We start from the raw sequence: 23,531 nt of genomic DNA on the forward strand, positions 1-23,531 counted from the left end.
GAGGAGGGCACAGGCATGATGCGGATCGGACATGGTTTTGATGTTCACAAGTTTGGCGGGGTCGGTCCCTGCATGCTGGGCGGGGTGGCAGTGCCCTATGAACAGGGCCTGCTGGCCCACTCCGATGGCGACGTGGTGCTGCATGCGGTGAGCGATGCCCTGCTGGGCGCCATCGGCGCCGGTGACATCGGCCGCCACTTTCCCGATACCTCAGCCGAATTCAAGGGCATCGACAGCCGCATCCTGCTGCGGGATGTCTTTGCCCGCGTGCAGCTCGCAGGTTATGCCATCGGCAACCTGGATGTGACCATCATCGCCCAGGCCCCCAAGATGGCCCCCCATATCGACGCCATGTGCGCTGTGCTGGCCGCGGATCTGCAATGTGATTTGAACCGGGTGAACGTCAAGGCGACCACCACCGAACAACTCGGATTCACGGGGCGCAAGGAAGGGATCGCCACCGAAGCCGTCGTCTTGCTGGTGAAACAATGATGCTTGAACAACTTGCCTATCTGCACGGGACGCCCACTGCTCGCGGCATCCTCAAGGCCGAGGCCGCCGACTTCGTGGTCAATGAAGATCTCGGGTTTGCACCTTGCGGCGAGGGGGAACACATCTTCGTCCGGGTACGCAAAACCGGCGAGAATACCGCCTGGGTGGCTGGCCTGCTGGCCGATGCGGCCGGGGTTGCCCGCAATGCGGTGACCTGGGCTGGTCTGAAAGATCGCCATGCGGTGACCGAACAGTGGTTCGGCATCCATCTGCCGGGCAAGGGCGAGCCGGATCTCTCGGTCATCGAGAACGACAACATCCGGATCCTTGAGGTGAAGCGCCACAACAAGAAGCTGCGGGTCGGCTATCTCAAGGGCAACCACTTCACCCTGCGCCTCACCGGGCTGGAGCAGGCCGACGGGCTGGAATCCCGTCTGCAGGCGATTGCAACCCAGGGGGTGCCCAACTACTACGGCGAGCAGCGTTTCGGCCGCGGTGGCAACAACCTGGAGGCCGCCAAGGCGATGTTCGCCGGCAAACGGATCAAGGATCGCAACAAGCGCTCCCTCTATCTGTCCGCCGCCCGCAGCATGCTGTTCAATGCCATCGTCAGCGCCCGCATCGAGCAGGGACTGGCCCATCAGCTGCTGGCCGGCGACTGCGTGATGCTCAAGGGCAGCCACTCCATCTTCAGCGAAGAGAGCGTGACCCCCGAGCTCGAGGCGCGCCTTGCCTCCGGAGACGTGCAGCTGACCGCTCCCCAGTGGGGCCGTGGCCGTCTGGCGAGCCAGGGCGCTGCTGCCGAGTTCGAGCAAGGAGTGCTGGCTCCTTATGGTGACTGGTGCGAAGGACTGGAGAAAGCCGGGCTGGATCAGGACAGGCGCCCGCTGCTGCTCAAGCCGGAGCAGATGAGCTGGCAACGGGAGGACGAGGTGCTGACCCTGTCGTTCTTCCTGCCGGCCGGCGCCTTTGCCACCAGCGTGGTACGCGAGTTAATGCAGGCCGAAGAGGCCGATCACGGTTTCAGGAACCCAACCGATGCGAATTCTGGTCAGTAATGACGATGGGGTACACGCCGAGGGCATTCGCGCCCTCTGCGAGGCGTTGCGTGCCTGTGGCGAGGTCGTGGTGGTGGCGCCGGATCGCAACCGCAGCGGTGCCAGTCACTCCCTGACGCTGGAAGTGCCGCTGCGGGTCACCCGCCTCGATGCGTCCAGTTTTCACGGCATCAAGAGTTATGCGGTCAAGGGGACGCCGACCGACTGCGTTCATCTGGCGGTCAACGAACTGCTGCGCCCTGAGCCCGACATGGTGGTGGCCGGTATCAATCACGGGGCCAACCTGGGGGATGACGTCATCTACTCGGGGACGGTGGCGGCTGCAACGGAAGGGCGTCATCTTGGTTTCCCCTCCATCGCCGTTTCGCTGGTGGGCAAGACCCATTTCGCCAGTGCAGCCCACTACGCCGCCCAGCTGGTACGGGGGCTGATGGTGCATCCGTTGCCTGCGGATCAGATCCTCAACGTGAATGTACCGGATCTGCCGCTCGAGCAGATCAAGGGGATCAGGGTGACTCGCCTTGGCAATCGCCACCGGGCGGAGTCGGTGATCCGCACCGAGGATCCCCGTGGTCAGCCGGTCTACTGGATTGGTCCCCCCGGCAACCAGCAGGATGCGGGAGAGGGAACGGACTTTGCCGCCATCGAGCAGGGTTATGTCTCCATCACTCCCCTGACCATCGACATGACGGCCTACGGCAGTCTGTCGACCCTGGGCGCGTGGCTGGATCTGCAGGGATGACGTTGTGATAGTACAGCGCCTGTTGAATCAACTGATTGCCCAGGATGTCCGCGATTTCCGCGTATTGGCGGCGATTGCGAAGGTGCCGCGCCAGCTGTTCGTGGATGAGGCCATGGCCCACAAGGCCTGGGACAATACGGCCCTGCCTATCGGCCATGGGCAGACCATCTCCCAGCCTTACATCGTGGCGCGCATGACCGAGCTGCTGATCCAGAACGATCCAGCCCATGTGTTGGAGATCGGGACGGGATCGGGATACCAGACGGCGGTACTGGCCCATCTGGTGGAGCATGTCTACACCATGGAGCGGATCAAGTCGCTGCAGTTTCAGGCCCGGCGCAGATTGCGCCAGCTCGATCTGCACAATGTGTCGGCCAAGCATGGTAATGGGTGGCTAGGTTGGCCCAACAAGGGCCCTTTCGACGCCATTCTGGTGACTGCGGCGGCCAGTGAGGTCCCCAAGGCCCTGACCGATCAGCTGGCTGACGGTGGTCGTCTGGTGTTGCCGGTGGGTGATGGCCAGCAGACCCTGCAGCTCATCGAGCGATCGGGCTCCCAGCTCACCAGCCGGATCCTGGAGCCGGTACGTTTCGTTCCCCTGATTGACGGAGATGTCGAGTGAAGTTGTTTTCCCGCCTTTATGTTCTGGTGATGCAGTGGGCACGCCACAAGTATGCCCCCTGGTATCTGGCCATCACCGCCTTTATTGAATCCATCTTCTGGCCCATTCCGGTGGATGTGATGCTGGCGCCCATGGCGCTCGGCAAACCTCATCGCGCCTGGCACTATGCCGCGCTGGCCACCCTCTTTTCGGTGTTGGGCGCCCTGTTTGGTTATCTGCTCGGCTATGCCCTGTGGGAGCCTGTGGTGCAGCCGCTGGTGACCTCGGTTGGCTATGAGGACAAGATTGCCCTGGCCGAGCAGTGGTTCGCGCAGTGGGGCATCTGGGTTATTTTTATTGCCAGCTTCACGCCGATCCCCTACAAGGTGTTTACCGTCACGGCTGGCTTGCTCCACATGGCACTGTTGCCTTTCATCCTGACCTCGCTGATCGGTCGTGGCATGCGCTTCTTCCTGGTTGCAGGTCTGATGCGCTGGGGCGGCGAGAAGATGGAGCGCAAGCTGATGCACTATGTGGATGTGCTGGGCTGGCTCTGTATTGGTTTGGCCGTTGCGGCCTATTTCTGGTTTAGTCGTTAAGGATCCACTATGTGTTCGCGTGTTTGGCAAGGTAGCGGTGTCGTCGTGTTGTCATGGCTGCTGCTTGCCTGTTCCTCCAGCAAGACTGCGGCTCCGGTGCACAGCCTGGGCAATGATCAGGTCGCTTCGACCATCCCCGTGCGTCAAGGTATGACCAAGCCCGGCATTGCAGGCAACGGGTACACCGTGGTCAAAGGAGACACTCTCTACTCCATTGCATTTCGTTCTGGCATGGATGTGGCTTCGCTTATCAGCATCAATGGCATCACTCCCCCCTATAACATTTATCCCGGCCAGCAGCTCAGGCTCGATGGCGCTTCCGCCCCCATGGCGGTGGCAACCGTCGGCAGCCCTGTCAGTCGTGGCAGCGTGACGGGGTCTGGCAGTTACGAAGTGCGCCGTGGCGATACCTTGAGCAGCATCGGTCGCCAGTTCGGTCTCTCCAACCAGGCCTTGGCCCAGCGCAACAACCTCCAGGCTCCTTATGCATTGCACGTGGGCCAGGTGCTCAATGTGGGGGGAGCGGGTTCCTCGGGTGGTCAGATGGTGGCAGCAACCACACCGGTGGTGACCAGCACGGGGCCCAAACCCCTGGCCACGGCTCCGGCAGGTACGACCACACCATTTATTGCTCAGAAAACGATTGCTCCTGCCTCGTCAACAGCATACGCTCAGGCGAAAGAACAAAAAACCGTCAGTTCCTCGTCAACACTCTCCTGGCATTGGCCGACCAAAGGGCGGATCGTTGAAGGCTTCTCCGTTGCGGAACAAGGCAACAAGGGCATCGACATTTCCGGCCAGAAGGGCCAACCCATTTACGCTGCGAGCAGCGGCAAAGTGGTCTATGCGGGCAGTGCACTGCGAGGTTATGGCAAGCTGATAATTCTCAAGCACAACGATGACTACCTCTCCGCCTACGCTCACAACGATGAGTTGAGGGTCAAGGAGGGAGACACCGTGAAGGGCGGAGCGGTTATCGCCAATATGGGTAGCACGGATGCGCCGGATGTGCGCTTGCACTTTGAAATCCGGTACAAAGGCAAGTCGATCAACCCGATGGGCTATTTGCCAAAGCGTTAACTCAGAGAGCTGAGTCTTACTCTGGTGTAGGTCAGGGAGAGATATCATGAGCCAAGAACAACTGGTAATGCAGGATGCAGAGTTAGAGTTCGACGAGGAGCTGGAGGTTCAGGAGGAAGAAGAGGTTCAGGAAGTGGCGGCCGAAGCCGAAGAGACCATTTCCGATGAACTGATGGCGCCAGAGCTGAACAAGGTAATGGACGCCACCCAGCTCTATCTGGGGGAGATAGGCTTCTCCCCCTTGCTCACGGCCGAAGAGGAAGTCTACTACGCCCGCCGTGCCCTGCGTGGCGACAAAGCGGCGCGCAAGCGCATGATTGAATCCAACCTGCGCCTGGTGGTCAAGATTGCCCGGCGCTACAACAACCGCGGCCTGGTGCTGCTGGATCTCATCGAAGAGGGCAACCTCGGTCTTATTCGCGCGGTCGAGAAGTTTGACCCCGAGCGAGGCTTCCGTTTCTCTACCTATGCCACCTGGTGGATCCGCCAGACCATAGAGCGGGCCATCATGAACCAGACCCGTACCATTCGTCTGCCCATTCATGTGGTCAAGGAGCTGAACGTCTATCTGCGCACTGCGCGCGAGCTTTCCCATCGTCTCGACCATGAGCCGACCGCCGAGGATATCGCCTCTGCACTGGATCGCTCTGTGGACGATGTGAATCGCATGCTCAAGCTCAACGAGAAGATCACCTCGGTGGATACTCCCATTGGTGGCGATCGCGACAAGGCGCTGCTGGATGTACTTTCCGACGAGCGCGGAATGGGGCCCGAGCTGGAGTCCCAGGAAGATGACATGCGCAGCAGCATAGTGCACTGGCTGGAGGAGCTGAATCCCAAGCAGCGCGAAGTGCTGGCCCGCCGTTTCGGTCTGCTCGGCTATGAACCGGCCACCCTGGAAGACGTGGGCGCCGAGATTGGTTTGACCCGCGAGCGGGTGCGCCAGATCCAGGTGGAAGGGTTGCGCCGTCTGCGGGAAATTCTGCTGGGGCAGGGGCTGTCCATTGAGGCGCTGTTCCGCACCAACTAAACGGGTATGAATACCGTCATCAAGATGAAAAAGGGGCCGCAGGCCCCTTTCTTTTTGTCGTGGATCGTCAGGATCACACCGGATCCAGGGTATCCAGCGGCCAGCGCGGCACGGCCTTGACGACGAGGGGTTCGAAGACTCCCGCTTTCAGGCGTTGCATGCCGGCATAGGCGATCATGGCGCCGTTGTCGGTGCAGTATTCGGTGCGCGGGTAGAAGACTTCACCTTTGAGGCTCTCCATCAGCTCGGCCAGCTGGGCGCGCAGATGACGGTTGGCGCTGACGCCGCCTGCCACGACCAGACGATTGAGACCGGTCTCTTTCAGGGCACGACGGCACTTGATGGCCAGGGTGTCGACCACCGCATCCTCAAACGCCCGGGCGATGTCGGCACGGGTCTGCTCGTCGTCGCCATTGGCTGCTATGGTATTGGCGGCAAAGGTCTTGAGGCCGGAGAAGCTCATATCGAGCCCAGGGCGATCGGTCATGGGACGGGGGAAGGTGAAGCGCCCAGTGGTGCCCTTTTCTGCCAGCCGGGAGAGCAGCGGGCCACCGGGATAATCCAGACCCATCAGCTTGGCGGTCTTGTCGAACGCCTCACCGGCGGCATCGTCGATCGATTCGCCCAGCAGCTGATAGCTGCCGATACCATCGACCCGAACCAGCATGGAGTGGCCGCCGGAAACCAAGAGCGCCACGAAGGGGAACTCGGGTGCCTTTTCTTCCAGCATGGGGGCCAGCAGGTGACCTTCCATGTGGTGAACGGCGATGGCCGGCTTGTCCCAGGCCATGGCCAGCGAGCGGCCTATGGTAGCCCCGACCAGGATGGCGCCAACCAGACCAGGCCCTGCGGTATAGGCGATGCCATCGATGTCATCCTTGCCAAGTCCGGCCTCTTTCAAGGCGGCCTGGATCAAGGGGATCGTCTTGCGTACATGGTCCCGGCTGGCGAGCTCGGGAACGACGCCGCCGTAGTCCGCATGCAGCTTGACCTGGCTGTACAACTGGTGGGAAAGGATCCCTTTTTGATCATCGAAGATCGCGATCCCGGTTTCGTCACAGGATGTCTCTATGCCCAATACACGCATTGCTAAAAAATTTCACTGCTAAAATGAGACGGCTATGGTAACCTTCGCGGGTTTTTTAAACCAGAGCGATCTCTGCGGGTTTACTTTCATTCCCTGTCCAGAGTATAATTTCGCACCATTTTAAGACATGCTGATCGATTGAAGGTCAGCTAACAATTTATCACTGAGGTGAAAGGCACATGCCAGTAATCAAAGTCCGTGAAAATGAGCCGTTTGACGTTGCTCTGCGTCGCTTCAAGCGTTCTTGCGAAAAGGCCGGTATCCTGTCCGAAGTTCGTAGCCGTGAGTTCTACGAGAAGCCGACTACCATTCGCAAGCGCGCCAAAGCGTCCGCTGTCAAGCGTCACGCCAAGAAGCTGTCCCGCGAAAACGCACGTCGTATCCGCCTGTACTAATCAAGGGATCATGCCGTGTCTCTGAAGGATCAACTCAAGGATCAGCAAAAGCTCGCCATGCTTGCCAAAGACAAGCCTCGGTTGGGTGCTATCCGCTTGTTGATGGCAGAAATCAAGCAGCGTGAAGTCGATACCCGTGTCGAGCTCAATGATGAAGAGATCCTCGCCGTCGTGACCAAAATGGTCAAACAGCGTCGCGATTCCATCAGCCAGTTTGAAGCTGCCGGTCGCCAGGATCTCGCCGACAAAGAGTCCGCCGAGATCGTTGTGCTGCAGGAGTTCCTGCCACAACAGCTGACCGCAGACGAAATTGCCGCCCTGATCGAGCAAGCCATCACTGAAAGTGGTGCTGCCGTCATGGCTGACATGGGTAAAGTCATGGCTGTCTTGAAGCCAAAAATTCAGGGGCGTGCCGATGTCGGCGCCGTCAGTGCTCAGGTGAAAACCCGCTTGGCGTAACAGGCAACTCTCTTGTTTGGTCGAAGAAGCCGTGCTTCCCATTGGAATGCGCGGCTTTTTTATTTCCTATGCAATGAAACAGGACGGTTATGGCTGGCAGGATCCCGCAATCCTTTATCGATGATCTGCTCGTACGCACGGACATAGTCGAGTTGATCGACTCCCGTGTGCGGTTGAAGAAAGCCGGTAAGAACTACCAGGCTTGCTGCCCTTTTCATAACGAAAAAAGCCCCTCCTTTACCGTCAGCCAGGAGAAGCAGTTCTATCACTGTTTCGGTTGTGGTGCCCACGGCAATGCCATCGGCTTTGTCATGGAGTACGACGGCCTGGAATTCCCCGATGCCATCGAAGAGCTGGCAAGCCTGCACGGTATGCAGGTTCCCCGTGAGCAAACGGCGGGTGGATCAAGCCATAGCCAACCAGCCGTCAGCAAGGATCTGTTCGAGCTGATGAACCAGATTGCGCGCTTCTACGAGAGCAATCTCAAGAACGCGCCTCAGGCGGTGGAGTATCTGAAAGGCCGGGGCCTGACTGGCGAGGTGGTCAAGCGCTTCAACATCGGTTATGCCCCTGGGGACTGGGATCAGGTGCGTCGCCGCTTTGGCGCCAGTAGGGATCACGAACAACTGCTGATTTCGGGCGGTATGCTGATCCCCCGTGACAGCGGCCCGGGCAGCTACGATCGTTTCCGCGATCGCATCATGTTTCCGATCCGGGACAAACGCGGCCGGGTCATCGGCTTCGGTGGCCGAGTGCTGGGGGATGGCACGCCCAAGTACCTGAACTCCCCCGAAACCCCCATCTTCCACAAGGGGCGAGAGCTGTTCGGCCTTTATGAGGTTAAGCAGGCACACAAGGATCCGCGCCGGATCCTGGTGGTGGAAGGCTACATGGATGTGGTGGCGCTCGGCCAGTACGACATCGACTATGCGGTGGCGGCACTGGGGACTGCGACCACCAGCGATCACATCCACACCCTGTTCCGTACCACGGCAGAGGTGGTCTGTTGCTACGACGGCGACAACGCCGGTCGGGAAGCGGCCTGGCGGGCGCTGGATAACGCGCTCTCCCATCTGCAGGATGGCCGTGAACTCAAGTTCGTCTTTTTGCCGGATGGCGAGGATCCCGACTCGCTGGTACGCCAGATCGGCAAGGAGGGGTTCGAAGCGCTGCTCGACAAGGCCCAGTCGTTTGCGGATTTCATGTTCGAACGCCTCGGGCGCGATGCGGCTCTTTCCGGTGAGGCAGGCAAGTTTGAAGTGGCCAACAAGGCCGCCGAGCTGATTCGTCGGGTACCGGAAGGTTTCACTCGTGAGGGGTTGATTACCCGACTCTCCAGCATGATGCGTTGGGGAGAAAACAAGCAGCGGATTACCGAGCTGTTTGCCCGCAACAGCCAGCCCAAGGTGGAAGTCAACAAACCCAAGGCGACCAAGCTGACGCCGATCCGCAGGGCTCTGGCCCTGATGGTGCAGTATCCGGCGATCACCGCCGAGCTGCCGGCCATGCCCGAGTTGGCCGGGCTGCGCCTGCAGGGGATCCCTTTCCTGCTGCAACTGCACCAGCAGATCCTGATCCAGCCGAGAGTGACAACGGGTATCCTGCTGGAGCATTGGCGTGGCACAAAAGAGGGAGAAATACTTGCCCAACTGGCGATGCATGACCTGTTTGAAGAGGTAAAGCTCGACCAGGAGCCCGATATTCTGGGAGAATTGCAGGATACCTTTGTCGGTTTCATCAACCTTTTCCTGAAGCAACGGATCGAAGAATTGCAGGCCAAGGTGGCGCAGGAAGGGCTAAGCTCTGAGGAAACTCAGGAGCTGATGATGCTGATCAGAGAGGTGCAGATTGAGAAAAGAAATGAGAGTGGGGCTTGATATTTGAGTGAGCAGTCCCAATATGAATAGCGTTGCCCGAATAGACGGGATTGAAAGCAAACACTTTATAACCACCTGGCCCCGACAACACTGCGGGCAGGGGTTTCTCATGACCAACGCCGCAACCAGACATAGCATGTCTGGCGGTTTTCTATTAGAATTGGCTATTTGCGCAGCAGCGCACTGTACGCGCAACCTAGCAACACCAACCGGATGAGTTCTATGGAGCAAACCCCGCAGTCTCAGCTTAAACTCCTCGTTGCCAAAGGTAAAGAACAGGGCTACCTGACCTATGCCGAGGTGAACGATCACCTCCCGCAAGACATTGTCGATTCAGACCAGATCGAAGACATCATTCAGATGATCAACGATATGGGCATTCAAGTGGTTGAAAACGCTCCGGATGCCGATGACCTTATCATGGCTGAAGGTGGTACCGCCGATGAGGACGCTGCCGAAGCAGCGGCCCAGGCTCTGGCATCTGTTGAATCTGAGATTGGTCGCACGACCGATCCCGTCCGCATGTACATGCGGGAAATGGGTACCGTCGAACTGCTGACCCGCGAAGGCGAGATCGACATCGCCAAGCGGATTGAAGACGGTATCAACCAGGTACAAAGCTCCGTCGCCGAGTACCCTGAAGCCATCACTTACCTGCTCGAACAGTACGACAAGTACGAAGCCGAGCAGCTTCGCCTGTCCGACATCATCTCCGGCTTCATCGATCCGAACGAAGTGGATGACGTGGCGCCGACCGCCACTCATATCGGCTCCGAGCTCAGCGAGGACGACCTCGCCGACGAAGACGAAGACGAAGATGAGGACGAAGACGAAGACGGTGACAACTCCGACGATGACGGCGACGGTGGCCCGGATCCGGAAGTCGCTCGCGAGAAATTCGGTGAACTGCGTGCCCAGTACGAGGTGACTCGTCTCTCCATTCAGCAGAATGGCCGTGCCCACGACGACACCCAGAATGCCATCGCCCAGCTGGCCGATGTCTTCCGTCAATTCCGCCTGATGCCCAAGCAGTTCGATCGCCTGGTGAACAACATGCGGGAGATGATGGAGCGTGTCCGCGTGCAGGAACGCATCATCATGAAGCTCTGCGTTGAGCAGGCCAAGATGCCGAAGAAGACCTTCGTCGCGGCCTTCACCAACAACGAGTGCGAAACTGCCTGGTTCGAATACCAGAAGCAGGCCGGCAAGGCGTGGTCTCCCCGCCTGCTCGAGATGGACGAAGAAGTACTGCGTTCCATCGGCAAGCTGCAGCAGATCGAAGAAGAGACCGGTCTGTCGATTGCCCAGATCAAGGATATCAACCGCCGCATGAGCATTGGTGAGGCCAAGGCCCGCCGTGCGAAGAAAGAGATGGTCGAGGCTAACTTGCGTCTGGTTATCTCCATCGCCAAGAAGTATACCAACCGCGGTCTGCAGTTCCTGGATCTTATCCAGGAGGGTAACATCGGTCTGATGAAGGCGGTCGACAAGTTCGAATATCGTCGCGGCTACAAGTTCTCGACCTATGCCACCTGGTGGATCCGTCAGGCCATTACCCGCTCCATCGCGGATCAGGCCCGTACCATCCGTATCCCGGTGCACATGATCGAGACCATCAACAAGCTCAACCGTATCTCCCGCCAGATGCTGCAGGAGATGGGTCGTGAACCGAACCCGGAAGAGCTGGCCATGCGCATGGGCATGCCGGAAGACAAGATCCGCAAGGTACTGAAAATCGCCAAGGAGCCCATCTCCATGGAGACGCCCATCGGTGATGATGAAGACTCCCACTTGGGCGACTTCATCGAAGATACCACCCTTGCTCTGCCAGCGGATGCGGCCACCAGCGAGAGCCTGCGCAACGCGACCCGCGAAGTGCTGGCCGGGCTGACCGCACGGGAAGCCAAGGTACTGCGCATGCGCTTCGGTATCGACATGAACACCGACCACACCCTCGAGGAAGTGGGCAAGCAGTTCGACGTCACCCGTGAGCGTATCCGTCAGATCGAAGCCAAGGCCCTGCGCAAACTGCGCCATCCGAGCCGCTCGGAAGTGCTGCGCAGCTTCCTGGACGAGTAGTCCCGGGTTTTGTCAGCCTGACATAGCAACAAAAAGCCCCGCCATGCGGGGCTTTGTTTTATCCGTGGTGGCATGGGCGTGAAGAGGGGTCATGGAACCGCTTGAATATGGATGAAATCTCGCCAAGTGGTTGATCTGACTATGGACGGGGTATCCGCCATCCCCTATAATCCACGCCGCTAACCAGCATCAATGGCCCCTTAGCTCAGTTGGTCAGAGCAGTCGACTCATAATCGATTGGTCGTGGGTTCAAGTCCCCCAGGGGCCACCATTTTCAGACAAAGCCGCTCTTTTGAGCGGCTTTGTCGTTTCTGGCGCTCACCAGCGCCTGTCCAGATCCTCGGCATAGAGTGCCATGGCGCGCCGGTAGGGGAACAGGGCGGGATCCGTGGTGGTGGTCGCGAGGATCCCCAGCAGCGTCTCCATTCCCTCCTTGCTGCGCCCCAGGTTGTAGCAGGTCATGGCACGAAACACCTTGAACTCCACGGCATCGGGGAAGCGGGACAGGGCCTCGTCAAAGGTGGCCAGCGCCTCGGCATGACGGCCCGTGGTGCGATAGGAGCTGCCTAGTCCAAGCAGGGCTCCGCGCAGCGACGACTCGCCAAGCCCCAGCGACACGGCCTTCTGATAGAGGGGAATGGCCTGTGCCTCTCGCCCCAGCATGTCGTGCAGTCCGGCCACTTCGTAATGCAGCTCGGCGTGGGCCGGGTGCGCGATGAGTTGCAGCAGACCGTGCTGACGGGCTTCCTCGATCCGTCCCTCGGCCTTGAGGGTGTTCAACTGTTTCATATGTGCTCCTGCATGGGGATGAAGGAGCAGTATGCCTGCCGACAGGCTGGCGGGGAACGGGTCATGGGGCCATGAAAAAGGCCTCCCGCCGATGGCGGGAGGCCTGGTTCGGCGCCGGGGCGAAATGGCCCTGGCGTGTGTCCAGCCTTACTGGGCGCTCAGGCTGTAGGCCAGGGTCTGGTCGTTGAAGCGCACCACATAGGCACCGACCACTGCCGTGGTGATGTCTGCCCCGGCCAGCTCGGCCACGCCATCCTTGTTGGTGTCGCCGTAGTTCTGGGTCCAGTCCCCCTTGACGTCGAACTTGAAGCGCTGGCTGCCGTTGCCATCACCGCTGCCGGTGAAGGTGACGCTGGCCTGCCAGAGGTGATCCCCGACCAGGGACATGGGGGTGGTGCCCCAGTTGTTGGTGGTGCCGCGAATGTTGAGGCTGGCGACATTCTTGGCATAGGTGACGCTCACCGGAGTCAGGCTGTATTGCAGGGTCTGATCGTTGAAACGTACCCGGTACTGGCCGATGACCGGGGTGAGGATGTCACTGCCGGTCAGTTCGGCCACGCCGTCCTTGTTGGTGTCGCCGTAGTTCTGGGTCCAGTCCCCCTTGACGTCGAACTTGAAGCGCTGGTTGGTCTGACCGTCGAAGGTGACCAGGGCTTCCCACTGATTGTCGGCGACCAGCGTCATGGCAAGGGAGCCCCAGGCATTGGGGGTGCCGCGGAAGTTCAGGGTGGGCAGTACGCTGGCGTAGGTGCCGTTGTCATCGGTGACGGTCACGGTGGCGCTGGCACTGGCGGTCAACCCTTCCGCATCGGTCACGGTGACCGTCACGGTATGGGTACCCGGGGTATCGAACCGGACTGTCTCGGTGGCGGCGGTGCCCCCGCTGGACCAGCTGTAGCTCACCACGCCGCCGTCATCGCTGGAAGCGGAGGCGTCGAACACCACGCTCTCCCCCGCCTTGACGCTGAGGGTCTTGGGGGAGAGGGCGGCGACCGGTGCCTGGTTGCTGGTGAGGGGGGTGACCGTGTAGCGCAGATCGCTCTCGCTCAGGGTGATGCGGTAGGTGCCCGCCCCGCTGACCAGGATATCCTTGCTGCTGCCCTTGTCGGCGATGCCATCCCCTTCGTTGTCGCCGTAGTTCTCGGCCCAGTTGCCGAAGACGTCGAACTTGAAGCGCTGGGCACCGGTGGCGTCACCGTTGCCGGTCAGGGTGAGGGTGGCGGACCAGACACGGTTGGCATCGACGGTCATGGGGGTGTTGCCCCAGGCGTTGTGGGTGCCGCGCAGGTTCATGCTGCTGAACTTGTTGCCCGGCAGGACGGAACCGCCGCAGGGGCTGGCCTTGGTGCAACCGGCGATGATGGCGGCCGCCTTCATGCCGGGGACGTTCAGGCTGGCCTTGCCGCTGCCGTCGACGGTGACATAGCCGCCGCTGCAGTAGTCATTGCCCCCCAGGAGGTTGCAGTACTCGCCGGCCGGCAGGCCGGTCTGCACCGAGGCCACCAGGCTGCCGCTCTCGTTGTTGATGGCGACGAAGCCCTTGTCACCGCGGCTGAAGGCTATCTGGTTGTTGCCGTTGTCCCACCAGTTGCTGACGGGCTGGCCTTCGGTCCGGTTGTGGAACAGGGCCATGTTCATGATGGTCGGTCGGCGCTGTTCGCAGTTCCACTGGCTGTCCGTGCAAGGCGTGCTGCCCGGCGCCCCCTTGTCGGTTTCATAGGTGCCCATGTTTTCAAAGCGATAGCCCGACATTACCTGCTTCCAGCCATAGGGCCAGGCCATCATGAAGGTGTTGGCCAGATCGTAGCGGGCACCGCTCATGAAGGTGAGCATGCCGCCACCGCCGTGGCCGCGTTCGCGGTCGTGGTTGACCACGAAGACGAAGGCCTTGTTGGAGGGGAGCAGGCCCCAGCTCTCGCCCAGGGTCTTGAGGTTCTTGATCTGGCCGTTGAAGTTGGCGGCGAGATCGGTGCCGTATTTGAAGTCGGTGACGGTGTCGATATAGGTGTAGCGGCCCGGCTGGATGTCGGGGGACTCCCCGCCTGCGCCGATCACCTCCAGGTAGGCCCTGGGGCTGCCCGCCTTGTCGAGGATGGCCTTCACATCGGCCGGCGCCATGTGCTTGGCCGCATCGATGCGAAAGCCCGCCACGCCCCAGCCGAGCAGGGTCTTCATGTAGGTGGCGATCTGATCCTGGACGTAGGATGAGCCGGTATTGAGGTCCGGCATACCGTAGAGGGCGCCGTTCCAGACGTTGTTGCTGTCACCGTAGTTGGTGATGTCGCCGCTGTGATGGAAGTCGTTGTAGCCGAACTGGGGATATTGGTATTGCCCCGAGTTGTAGCTGCCGCCGCCGGTGGCGGTGCCCGAACCCGATGCCAGCTGGTTGAAGACGGCGTCGGCATAGACCTTGACCCCGGCCGCGTTGCAGCGTGCGATCATGCTTCTGAGCTCTGCCTCGCTACCGCCGAAGCTGTTGAAATTCTTGAAGCTGACCGGTTGATAGACGGTCCACCAGACCTGGCTGCCCTGCTTGTGCTCGGCGGGCGGGGTGATCTGGACGCCACCGAACCCCTTGGGCCCGAGCACGGTCTCGCACTCGTTGGCGATGTCGTTGAACTTCCATTGGAACAGGTGAACCATGACTCCTTCGGCGCTGGCAGTGTGGCTGAAAGAGCCGAGTGCCGCCGCCAGCAGGGCGGTTCGAAACAGTGTGTTGTGCATGACGATTTTCCCTTCGATCTTGTTATTGACGTATCACTGTCGTGTAGTCGAACGGACAACAAACAACCTCGTTCAGCTCCGTAGCATTCATGAAATCGACGTGGTTGAAAATCGAACAGGCTGAATTAATTAAGAAATGTGAATGAAAATGCTTTCATGCCATTCGGTGGCAGCAGGAGGGGGCAGAGGGGGGCAGATCGGTGCGAGATCCCGTCAAGCAGGTAGCGAAGGGGATGAACAGGGGCCCCGCAGGGCCCCGTGAACGTTCAGACGTTGGGTTCCTGCTGCCCGCCACTGGCCCGGGCACGACGCCCTGGCAGCATGCGGGTGACCAGGTTGCTGCGCTGGCGCCAGGAGGTGTAGGCGATGGCGCACAGGTGCAGGGCGATCATGCCCTGGAGTGCCCAGGTGCACCACTCGTGCCAGTCGTCCGCCCCCAGATCGAAGCCGGTCTCGGTGTTCTGGAACCAGCCGGTCCCTGCGGTGGCGAGTACCAGCAGCCAGAGTGCCCAGACTGCCAGCTTGCCGCTGCCGTGATGGCCCGGGGTGGGCGGGGTCCGTTCGCGCAGGGCGTCGGCCTGATGGCGAAAATCCTCCCGGCTCGGGATGAGGGCACGCAGGCGGGCGTGGCCGCGAGCAAAGGTGAGCCCCCACAGCAGGCGTATGCCGATGAGCACCATGACGGCGTATCCCATCCGCTCGTGCCACTCCTCGCCCGCCTCGTTGAGCCAGAGGTTGCCGATACAGATGGCCGCCACACCCCAGTGGGTGAGGCGCACCAGAGCATCCCAGTGGAAGGGATCAGCCTTTTTGCTTGGCATATTTGTGGTACTCCTTCTTCAGGTCGTTGACCTTGGCCAGGTGCTCGCGCGCCTTGGCTTCGTCACCGGCCTGGAGGGCTGCCAGGCTGGCATCCAGCTCGGTCTGCACTTCGGTCATGCCTTCCAGGAACTTCTCCTTCTTGGCGGCGGGCATGTTCTTGCCCTTGGCGACGTCCAGCTGGGCCTTCATCTCCTTGATGTATTTCTCCATGGTGGCCGCGTCGTCAGCCTTGACGGCCTGCTTGTAGTTGAAGCCGATCTTCTTCATCGGCTGCTCCAGATCGCCAGCCATGGCAGGCAGGGCCATCAGGCCGAACATCAGGGGCAGCAGCAGGGGACGCACAGTTTTCAGCATGGGATTTCCTTATGAGACGACGAGATTGCAGGTTGTTATAGCACTCATTTGAGTGCGGTTTCACGCATCATGATGCCATGAAAGGGCGATCATTGTATGAAGAAAGTGCGACCAATTGTGACGAATTGTGCAGGGGATTGCTGTGGGAATGTAGCCGAAAGAGAACGGCCACCGGATCTCGCCTCCTGCAGGGGATACAAGGGCGCGCATCTGGCCCGGGAAGGGGGCCGCAGGCAGTGAATCATGCTGCCATTATTTATCACGCATCGGTTTTTTAACGTTATGTGAGCTTTTACGGTGTTTTTGTTTATTAAAGTCATTATGCATGGACGATTCCACTGCCCGCACAGACGCCGTGCAACAAAAAAAGGGCCCGCAGGCCCTTTGAGTGATCGGGATCCGGCCCTTATTCGGCCTGCTCGCGCTCGATGGCACGCCAGCCGATGTCCTTGCGATAGAAGATGCCGTCCCACTGGATGCGACCAGCCAGGGCATAGGCCCGCTGCTGGGCTTCCTGCACCGTGTGGCCGAGGGCGGTAGCGCACAGCACGCGGCCACCCTGGGTCAGGCTGGTGTGTCCTTCCAGGCGGGTGCCTGCATGAAACACCTTCTCCCCTGCCACTTCGTCCACCGGCAGGCCGCTGATGGGGTGGTTGCTGGCGTAGTCGCCGGGATAGCCACCCGCTGCCAGCACCACGCCGATGGCGGCGCGAGGGTCATAGACGGCTTCCTTCTGATCCAGCTGGCCGGCGCAGGCGGCGAGGCAGAGATCCACCAAATCGGACTGCATCCGCAGCATGATGGGCTGGGTTTCTGGGTCGCCGAAGCGGCAGTTGAACTCGATCACCTTGGGGTTGCCCTCGGCATCGATCATCAGGCCGGCGTAGAGGAAGCCGGTGTAGACGTTGCCCTCGGCCGCCATGCCGCGCACGGTCGGCATGATCACCCGCTCCATCACGCGCTGGTGCACTTCGTCGGTCACCACGGGCGCCGGGGAGTAAGCCCCCATGCCGCCGGTGTTGGGGCCGGTGTCGCCGTCGAAGGCGCGCTTGTGATCCTGGCTGGTGGCCATGGGCAGCACGTGCTCGCCGTCCACCATCACGATGAAGCTCGCCTCTTCCCCGTCCAGGAACTCCTCGATCACCACCCGGGCGCCGGCATCGCCGAAGGCATTGCCGGAGAGCATGTCACGCACCGCCGCTTCCGCCTCGTCGAGGGTCATGGCGACGATCACCCCTTTGCCGGCGGCCAGACCGTCGGCCTTGATGACGATGGGGGCGCCCTTCTCGCGCAGATAGGCCAGCGCCGGCTCCACCTCGGTGAAGTTCTGGTAATCGGCGGTCGGGATGGCGTGGCGGGCCAGGAAGTCCTTGGTGAAGGCCTTGGAGCCTTCCAGCTGGGCAGCGGCGGCGGTCGGGCCGAAGATGGTCTGATCGGCGGCGCGGAAGGCATCGACCACCCCTTTCACCAGGGGGGCTTCCGGTCCGACGATGGTGAGGCCGATCTGGTTCGCCTTGGCGAAGGCCAGCAGGCCCTCGATGTCGGTGGCCTGGATGGCGACGTTCTCGATGCCCGGCTCAAGCTGGGTGCCCGCATTGCCCGGTGCCACGAAGACCTGGGTCACCAGGGGGGAGTGTTTGGCCTTCCAGGCCAGGGCGTGTTCACGGCCGCCGTTGCCAATGATCAGTACTTTCATCGTCTCGCTCGCTTCTGTCTGAGTTCACTGGCGCTGCGGTGGCACTGCCAGTGGAAAGGATCCGGTGCTAAAGAGGCAGGGCCGCCATCGGCGGCCCTGGGCTGTCAGTGACGGAAATGACGCATGTTGGTGAACACCATGCACATGCCGTGTTCGTTGGCGGCGTCGATCACCTCCTGGTCGCGCATCGAGCCACCTGGCTGGATGACGCAGGAGATGCCCGCGGCAGCGGCGGCATCGATGCCGTCGCGGAACGGGAAGAAGGCGTCGGAGGCCATGACGGAGCCCGCCACGGTCAGCCCTTCATCCTCGGCCTTGATGCCGGCGATCTTGGCAGAGTAGACGCGGCTCATCTGGCCGGCGCCGACGCCGATGGTCTGGCCGTTCTTGGCGTAGACGATGGCGTTGGATTTGACGAACTTGGCGACCTTCCAGCAGAACAGCAGATCCTGCAACTCGGCCTCGGTGGGCTGACGCTGGCTGACCACGGTCAGATCCCCGAGCGTCACCATGCCCAGATCGCGCTCCTGCACCAGCAGGCCGCCGTTGACGCGCTTGAAGTCAAAGCCTTGCGCCGGGGCAGTCCACTGGCCGCACTCCAGCAGGCGCACGTTCTGCTTGGCGGCGACCGCCTCGCGGGCTGCCTGGCTGATGCTGGGGGCGATGATCACTTCCACGAACTGGCGGGCGACGATGGCCGCGGCGGTCTCGCCGTCCAGTTCACGGTTGAAGGCGATGATGCCGCCAAAGGCCGAGGTGGGGTCGGTCTGGTAGGCGCGATCGTAGGCTGCCAGCAGGTCGTCACCGATGGCGACGCCGCAGGGGTTGGCATGCTTGACGATGACGCAGGCCGGTTCGCTGAACTCCTTCACGCACTCCAGCGCCGCATCAGTGTCGGCAATGTTGTTGTAGGAGAGGGCCTTGCCCTGCAGCTGGATGGCGCTTGCCACCGAGCCCGGCGCGGCCTGCTCTTCGGCGTAGAAGGCGGCAGCCTGGTGGCTGTTCTCGCCGTAGCGCATGTCCTGCTTCTTGATGAACTGGCTGTTGAAGGTGCGGGGGAAGCGGGACTCTTCGTCGCCTTCCTTGTTTTCGCCGTAGGAGGGCACCAGGGTGCCGAAGTAGTTGGCGATCATGCCGTCGTAGGCGGCGGTGTGCTCGAAGGCGGCGATGGCCAGATCGAAGCGGGTGGAGAGGGTCAGGCTGTTGCCGTTGCCATCCATCTCGGCGATGACGCGGTCATAGTCGGAGGCCTTGACGACGATGGTGACGTCCTTGTGGTTCTTGGCAGCGGAGCGGACCATGGTCGGGCCGCCAATGTCGATGTTCTCGACGGCGTCTTCCAGGGTGCAACCGGCTTTGGCCACGGTGGCGGCGAAGGGATAGAGGTTGACGACGACCATGTCGATGGGGGAGATAGCGTGCTCGGCCATGATGGCGTCATCCCGGTCGCGACGGCCGAGAATACCGCCGTGTACCTTGGGATGCAGGGTCTTGACCCGGCCGTCCATCATCTCGGGGAATCCGGTGTAGTCGGACACCTCGGTCACCGGCAGGCCCGCATCGGCCAGCAGCTTGGCGGTTCCACCGGTGGAGAGCAGGGCCACACCACGCGCGTCGAGTGCCTTGGCAAATTCCAGGATGCCAGTCTTGTCAGACACACTCAGCAGTGCACGGCGAATGGGTCGAGCTTGTTCCATCACACTATCGTCCTCAGCATAACGGGGACCGTTCCATGGGAGGCGAGGCTCAACACACAGAGAGTCCCCAAATAAATGGAAGTGGGGGATTTCGCAAACCACTCTCGCCCGGGGCGCCGTTGGCAAAAGCGTTTTAGGAAATGCCCGCTTGACGCGACGCTCTCTTGTGGGCGCGTATTCTACACAAAAAATGTGACCTGTGGTGGATTTTTTAAAGAGACAAACCCTTGTGGGATGCGGCGTTAAACGTTTTCTGGTGAATTTTTGTGAAACGTTTGTCTTTTCAGTGTTTTGGGGATAAATGGCCGGCAAGTGAGGGGTTAGCTGCTGCTTTCCTGCCTTTGACTGGCAATCGCCGGGCAAAGAGGTGATAGTGGAGGCCGGTTTATATTGAGTACCATGTCGGGAATGTCATGCGGGGGGAGAGGACCATGTATCGGATCGGTGAACTGGCCAAGGCGTGCGGGGTGAAGGCCGACACCCTGCGCTTTTACGAGAAGAACGGCCTCATCTCGCCGGGCATTCGCAACGAATCCGGTTATCGCCTCTACGGCGAGCAGGACAAGCGGCGGCTGGAGTTCATCATCCGCGCCAAGTCGGTGGGCTTTTCCCTCGCGGACATCGGCGAGCTGCTCGCCCTGGACACCAACAAGGCCAAGGTCACCTGCCAGGAAGTGAAGGCGGTGGCTGACACCAAGCTCGAACAGGTGGAGCAGAAGCTCCTGGAGCTGACCCGTTTTCGCGAGAACCTGAAGGCCCTCTCCGACATCTGCTGCGGCGGCCCGCGCTCGGCGGAGCACTGCGCCATCCTCGAGACCCTGGAGTCCGGTGCCCCCTCCCGTCATGAGCACCACGACCATGAGCACTGAGCTGCGCCGGCCCCGGGTCTCCGCCTTTCTCGCCCTCTCCCTCGACGGTTTCATCGCCGGGGAGGGGGGCGATCTGGCATGGCTGGCCCCCTATGGTGGCGACGGGCCGGAGGAGACCGGCTACAGTGCCCTGATGGCGAGCGCGGACACCCTGCTGATGGGGCGCAACACCTACGATATCGTGAGCGCCTTTCCCGAGTGGCCCTACGGGGACAAGCCGCTGGTGGTACTGACCCACAGGCCCGCCGACCCCCGTCCTCGGGTCTCCTTTCGGCAGGGGGCGCTGGCGCAGGTGCTGGAAGAGTTGTGGCAGGGGGGAAGCCGTCACCTCTATCTGGATGGCGGGGAGCTGGTGAGGCAGGGTCTGCAGGGGGCCCTGGTGGACGAGCTGACCCTGTTCTGGGTACCGGTCACCCTGGGGGGCGGGATCCCGCTCTTTGCAGGATCCCTGCCCGGCGCGCTGAGAACGGTGTCAAGCGCCGTGCTGCCAAGCGGCCTGGTGCGGGTTATCTATCACCCCGCCTGACAGCTTGCACGGGGGAGGCAAGAGGTGCACAATCGGCGCGTTTTTCGCCACCGGCCCTTCCAGACAGGGGCGATAGGCAAACATGACAACCCCATCAAGGAGCCCATATGGCCAAGAAGAAGGTGACCTGTGTCACCGCCGAACCCGCCTGCGAACATCAGCGCGGCATCATTCAGGACAACCACCTCAAGGCACTGGTGACCTCCCCCCTGTTCCAGGCCCGGGTCGAACCGAGCAAGAAGGGCAAGGGCAGCTATCAGCGCAAGGCCAAGCACGGCAAGCGGTGGGAGCCCGGCCAGCAGCAGATGGTAAGCGTCTGCTGCTGAGCGGGTTCCTGCCGCAAGGCATCAGTTAACACAATCAGGGCGCCAATGGCGCCCTGATTGTTATGTAGAAACACGGTTTTACAAAACTGGCTCACGACCTGTCGCGAGAAGCTGTCAGAAAGGTGAAGAGCAGCGCAGGAACCGGAGCGTTAGACATACGTGAGGATTCCGAGCAGTGCATGAACCTTGATCACGGCTTCGCAGCAAGATCGTGAACAAGTTTTCACTCATCCATAAAGAGTTCGAGCAGCACGTTGAGGTAGCGATGGCCGAGGGGGGTGAGCTGCCAGTTGTCGCCGAGATCCTCGATCAGCTCCTTGGTCCGGGCGATGGCGAGCATGGTCTCTACCCGCTCCAGCGGTAGCCCCGTGAAGGCCTCGAACTCCGCCTTGGGGGCCGGTTCAAACAGTCTGAACCGGTTCATGAAGTATTCCAGGGGCAGATCGTCCGCGCTCACCTGCCATTGGCTGTCCAGATAGGGGCGGTTCGGATCCAGATAACCTTTCGGATGCTTCACCTTGGCGGTGCGCAGGATCTGCTGGTTGGCAAGATCCGTCACCTTGCCGTGGGCGCCGCAGCCGATCCCCAGATAGTCGCCAAAGCGCCAGTAGTTGAGGTTATGGCGGCACTGATACCCCTCTTTGGCATAGGCCGAGATCTCGTACTGCTGATAGCCCTGGGCGGTCAGCATGGCGTGGCCCTGCTCGTAGATGTCCCACAGGGTGTCATCTTCCGGCAACGTGGGGGGCTTGGAGGCGAATGCCGTGTTCGGCTCTATGGTGAGCTGATACCAGGAGAGGTGCGGCGGCGCGCAGTCGATGGCCTGTTGCAGGTCGTAGAGCGCATCGTCCAGGCTCTGATCCGGCAGGCCGTGCATCAGATCCAGGTTGAAGGTGGGAAGCGCGATGGCGTGGGCCAGTTCGGCGGCCTTGCGCGCCTCCTCGGGGCCGTGGATGCGGCCGAGGCGGGTCAATTTCTCCTGCTGGAAGCTCTGTACCCCGATGGAGATGCGGTTGATACCGGCCCGCTGGAAGCCGGCGAACTTGTCCGCCTCCACCGTGCCCGGGTTGGCCTCCATGGTGATCTCGCAGTCCGGGGTCAGTGCGATGCGTGCGCGCACCCCGTCCAGCAGCGCTTGCATGGCGTCGACGGAGAGCAGGCTCGGCGTGCCGCCACCGATAAAGATGGAGGAGAGGGGGCGCCCCTGGGCCCAGTGCAGATCCTGCTCCAGATCCTCCAGCAGGGCCGCCACGTACTCGAGGTGGGGCAGCTCCCCCTTCTGGGCGTGGGAGTTGAAGTCGCAGTAGGGGCACTTCTGGACGCACCAGGGCACGTGGATATAGAGGGAGAGGGGCGGCAGTTGCAGCATGGGATTTCCAGTATTCAACAATCAAAAGGGGTCGGGTGGCCCTGGTTGCCGGTGACAACGGGCGGGGCGCCGCGAATGAAACGGGGGCCGACGGCCCCCATTGTAGATGACAACGCGGCGGGAGACAGCGCTTTAGTTGACCGCTGCCAGGGCCGCTTTGAGCTTGGCCAGCGCCTGGCCACGGTGGCTGAGCTGGTTTTTTAGCTCCGCCGGCATTTGGGCCGAGGTGCAGTCGTGGTCGGGCACGAAGAACACGGGGTCGTAGCCGAAGCCGTGCTGGCCGCGGGGCTCGTCGATGATCATCCCCTCCCAGCTCGCTTGGCAGATAATGGGGGTGGGATCGTCGGCGTGGCGCATGTAGACCAGCACGCACCAGAAGCGGGCGCTTTTCAGGTAATCCGGCGCGCCCTTGAGCTCGGCCAGCAGCTTGTCGATGTTCTCCTTGTCGCTGGCACCGGCACCGGCAAAACGGGCGGAGTAGACGCCGGGGCGGCCGTGCAGCAGATCCACTTCGAGGCCGGAGTCGTCGGCCACGGCGGGCAGGCCGGTGACGCGGGCGGCGTGGCGGGCCTTGATGATGGCATTCTCGACGAAGGTGGTGCCGGTCTCGTCGGCATCGGAGACTGCAAACTCGCTCTGCGGGATCACCTGGATCTTCATATCGGCCAGCATGGCGGCCAATTCCTTCACCTTTTTCTGGTTCCCTGTTGCCAGGACAAGCTTGTTCATCACACACCTCCGCAAAAATAATCTGCGCATTCTATGCGGGGGAGGGGTTTAGTAAAAGCGCCAATTGCCCGGGATCCGGTGCCAACGGGGGATCCGGGTTCCACCCCCTGAGAGGTAGAAGAGATACATGT

The 23,531-nt window shown here is 61.2% G+C and carries 23 protein-coding genes and 1 tRNA gene; 15 read left to right on the forward strand and 9 right to left on the reverse strand.

Annotation, left to right across the window (positions count from 1 at the left end):
- Nucleotides 1–15: 15 nt before the first annotated feature.
- From ispF to rpoS, 7 genes are read left to right on the forward strand one after another with little or no spacing between them, the layout of a single operon-like run.
- Nucleotides 16–492: a 2-C-methyl-D-erythritol 2,4-cyclodiphosphate synthase gene (gene ispF / locus OKC41_RS05450; RefSeq protein ID WP_042881525.1), complete on the forward strand. Its 477-nt coding sequence runs from the start codon at nt 16–18 to the stop codon at nt 490–492.
- On the forward strand, nt 492–1,550 hold the full coding sequence (truD, locus tag OKC41_RS05455; RefSeq protein WP_201894654.1) for a tRNA pseudouridine(13) synthase TruD: 1,059 nt from the start codon (nt 492–494) through the stop codon (nt 1,548–1,550). Before ispF ends, truD begins: the two co-directional genes overlap by 1 nt.
- Complete coding sequence (surE, locus tag OKC41_RS05460; protein ID WP_010675624.1) at nt 1,531–2,292, forward strand: 5'/3'-nucleotidase SurE; 762 nt, start codon at nt 1,531–1,533, stop codon at nt 2,290–2,292. Before truD ends, surE begins: the two co-directional genes overlap by 20 nt.
- Before the next feature lie 4 nt (nt 2,293–2,296).
- Entirely contained in the window at nt 2,297–2,914 is a 618-nt protein-coding gene (locus OKC41_RS05465; protein WP_010675623.1) for a protein-L-isoaspartate(D-aspartate) O-methyltransferase, read from the forward strand.
- Nucleotides 2,911–3,492: a YqaA family protein gene (locus tag OKC41_RS05470; protein WP_010675622.1), complete on the forward strand. Its 582-nt coding sequence runs from the start codon at nt 2,911–2,913 to the stop codon at nt 3,490–3,492. The genes OKC41_RS05465 and OKC41_RS05470 overlap by 4 nt, the downstream gene beginning before the upstream one ends.
- A gap of 9 nt (nt 3,493–3,501) precedes the next feature.
- A complete protein-coding gene (locus OKC41_RS05475; RefSeq protein ID WP_010675621.1) occupies nt 3,502–4,572 on the forward strand; it encodes a LysM peptidoglycan-binding domain-containing protein in 1,071 nt (356 codons plus the stop codon).
- Nucleotides 4,573–4,618: 46 nt separating this feature from the next.
- Nucleotides 4,619–5,602 carry an RNA polymerase sigma factor RpoS gene (gene rpoS, locus OKC41_RS05480; RefSeq protein ID WP_010675620.1) on the forward strand — a complete coding sequence of 328 codons (984 nt, stop codon included), beginning with the start codon at nt 4,619–4,621 and terminating at the stop codon, nt 5,600–5,602.
- 73 nt (nt 5,603–5,675) lie between these two features.
- Here the strand turns inward: rpoS and tsaD are convergent, their stop codons facing one another.
- The gene (tsaD, locus tag OKC41_RS05485; RefSeq protein WP_041213897.1) at nt 5,676–6,689 is read right to left on the reverse strand and encodes a tRNA (adenosine(37)-N6)-threonylcarbamoyltransferase complex transferase subunit TsaD; all 1,014 of its coding nucleotides are present in this window, start codon (nt 6,687–6,689) and stop codon (nt 5,676–5,678) included.
- A 179-nt stretch (nt 6,690–6,868) separates the two neighbouring features.
- Between tsaD and rpsU the strand changes: the two genes are divergently transcribed.
- The 5 genes from rpsU to OKC41_RS05510 all read left to right on the forward strand — a co-directional run bounded on the left by rpsU (nt 6,869) and on the right by OKC41_RS05510 (nt 11,770).
- Nucleotides 6,869–7,084 (forward strand): 30S ribosomal protein S21, encoded by a 216-nt coding sequence (rpsU, locus tag OKC41_RS05490; RefSeq protein WP_005309452.1) that lies wholly within the window; start codon nt 6,869–6,871, stop codon nt 7,082–7,084.
- A 15-nt stretch (nt 7,085–7,099) separates the two neighbouring features.
- The gene (locus OKC41_RS05495; RefSeq protein WP_010675618.1) at nt 7,100–7,543 is read left to right on the forward strand and encodes a GatB/YqeY domain-containing protein; all 444 of its coding nucleotides are present in this window, start codon (nt 7,100–7,102) and stop codon (nt 7,541–7,543) included.
- Between the two features lie 89 nt (nt 7,544–7,632).
- On the forward strand, nt 7,633–9,420 hold the full coding sequence (dnaG, locus tag OKC41_RS05500) for a DNA primase (protein ID WP_201894655.1): 1,788 nt from the start codon (nt 7,633–7,635) through the stop codon (nt 9,418–9,420).
- Between the two features lie 183 nt (nt 9,421–9,603).
- Nucleotides 9,604–11,499: an RNA polymerase sigma factor RpoD gene (rpoD, locus tag OKC41_RS05505; protein ID WP_263639565.1), complete on the forward strand. Its 1,896-nt coding sequence runs from the start codon at nt 9,604–9,606 to the stop codon at nt 11,497–11,499.
- A 194-nt stretch (nt 11,500–11,693) separates the two neighbouring features.
- A tRNA-Ile gene (locus OKC41_RS05510) sits at nt 11,694–11,770 on the forward strand.
- A gap of 47 nt (nt 11,771–11,817) precedes the next feature.
- On the opposite strand, the gene OKC41_RS05515 is transcribed toward OKC41_RS05510, so the two are convergent.
- The 6 genes from OKC41_RS05515 to purH all read right to left on the reverse strand — a co-directional run bounded on the left by OKC41_RS05515 (nt 11,818) and on the right by purH (nt 19,581).
- The gene (locus OKC41_RS05515) at nt 11,818–12,288 is read right to left on the reverse strand and encodes a tetratricopeptide repeat protein (protein WP_039041048.1); all 471 of its coding nucleotides are present in this window, start codon (nt 12,286–12,288) and stop codon (nt 11,818–11,820) included.
- Nucleotides 12,289–12,435: 147 nt separating this feature from the next.
- Nucleotides 12,436–15,012, reverse strand: a complete 2,577-nt coding sequence (locus OKC41_RS05520; protein ID WP_201894656.1) for an alpha amylase C-terminal domain-containing protein — start codon at nt 15,010–15,012, stop codon at nt 12,436–12,438.
- Between the two features lie 266 nt (nt 15,013–15,278).
- A complete protein-coding gene (locus OKC41_RS05525; protein ID WP_270671773.1) occupies nt 15,279–15,833 on the reverse strand; it encodes a cytochrome b/b6 domain-containing protein in 555 nt (184 codons plus the stop codon).
- A complete protein-coding gene (locus tag OKC41_RS05530) occupies nt 15,814–16,188 on the reverse strand; it encodes a cytochrome b562 (RefSeq protein WP_039040825.1) in 375 nt (124 codons plus the stop codon). The genes OKC41_RS05525 and OKC41_RS05530 overlap by 20 nt, the downstream gene beginning before the upstream one ends.
- A gap of 406 nt (nt 16,189–16,594) precedes the next feature.
- The gene (purD, locus tag OKC41_RS05535; RefSeq protein WP_042864962.1) at nt 16,595–17,884 is read right to left on the reverse strand and encodes a phosphoribosylamine--glycine ligase; all 1,290 of its coding nucleotides are present in this window, start codon (nt 17,882–17,884) and stop codon (nt 16,595–16,597) included.
- 104 nt (nt 17,885–17,988) lie between these two features.
- Nucleotides 17,989–19,581 (reverse strand): bifunctional phosphoribosylaminoimidazolecarboxamide formyltransferase/IMP cyclohydrolase, encoded by a 1,593-nt coding sequence (gene purH, locus OKC41_RS05540; protein WP_010675610.1) that lies wholly within the window; start codon nt 19,579–19,581, stop codon nt 17,989–17,991.
- Nucleotides 19,582–20,012: 431 nt separating this feature from the next.
- On the opposite strand from purH, the gene zntR reads away from it, so the two are divergent.
- The 3 genes from zntR (at nt 20,013) to OKC41_RS05555 (ending at nt 21,302) form a co-directional block, all read left to right on the forward strand.
- Complete coding sequence (gene zntR / locus OKC41_RS05545; protein ID WP_010675609.1) at nt 20,013–20,450, forward strand: Zn(2+)-responsive transcriptional regulator; 438 nt, start codon at nt 20,013–20,015, stop codon at nt 20,448–20,450.
- Nucleotides 20,440–20,976, forward strand: a complete 537-nt coding sequence (locus OKC41_RS05550; protein ID WP_270671774.1) for a dihydrofolate reductase family protein — start codon at nt 20,440–20,442, stop codon at nt 20,974–20,976. Before zntR ends, OKC41_RS05550 begins: the two co-directional genes overlap by 11 nt.
- A 107-nt stretch (nt 20,977–21,083) precedes the next feature.
- Nucleotides 21,084–21,302 carry an alternative ribosome-rescue factor A gene (locus OKC41_RS05555; RefSeq protein WP_042016330.1) on the forward strand — a complete coding sequence of 73 codons (219 nt, stop codon included), beginning with the start codon at nt 21,084–21,086 and terminating at the stop codon, nt 21,300–21,302.
- A gap of 223 nt (nt 21,303–21,525) precedes the next feature.
- Here OKC41_RS05555 and hemW read toward each other — a convergent pair whose 3' ends face one another.
- Nucleotides 21,526–22,671, reverse strand: coding sequence for a radical SAM family heme chaperone HemW (gene hemW / locus OKC41_RS05560; protein ID WP_270671775.1), 1,146 nt, complete (start codon nt 22,669–22,671; stop codon nt 21,526–21,528).
- A 132-nt stretch (nt 22,672–22,803) separates the two neighbouring features.
- Complete coding sequence (gene rdgB / locus OKC41_RS05565; RefSeq protein ID WP_010675605.1) at nt 22,804–23,400, reverse strand: RdgB/HAM1 family non-canonical purine NTP pyrophosphatase; 597 nt, start codon at nt 23,398–23,400, stop codon at nt 22,804–22,806.
- Nucleotides 23,401–23,531: the final 131 nt, after the last annotated feature.

The organism is Aeromonas sp. QDB17, from assembly GCF_027705305.1.
Classification (GTDB): Bacteria; Pseudomonadota; Gammaproteobacteria; order Enterobacterales; family Aeromonadaceae; genus Aeromonas; species Aeromonas caviae.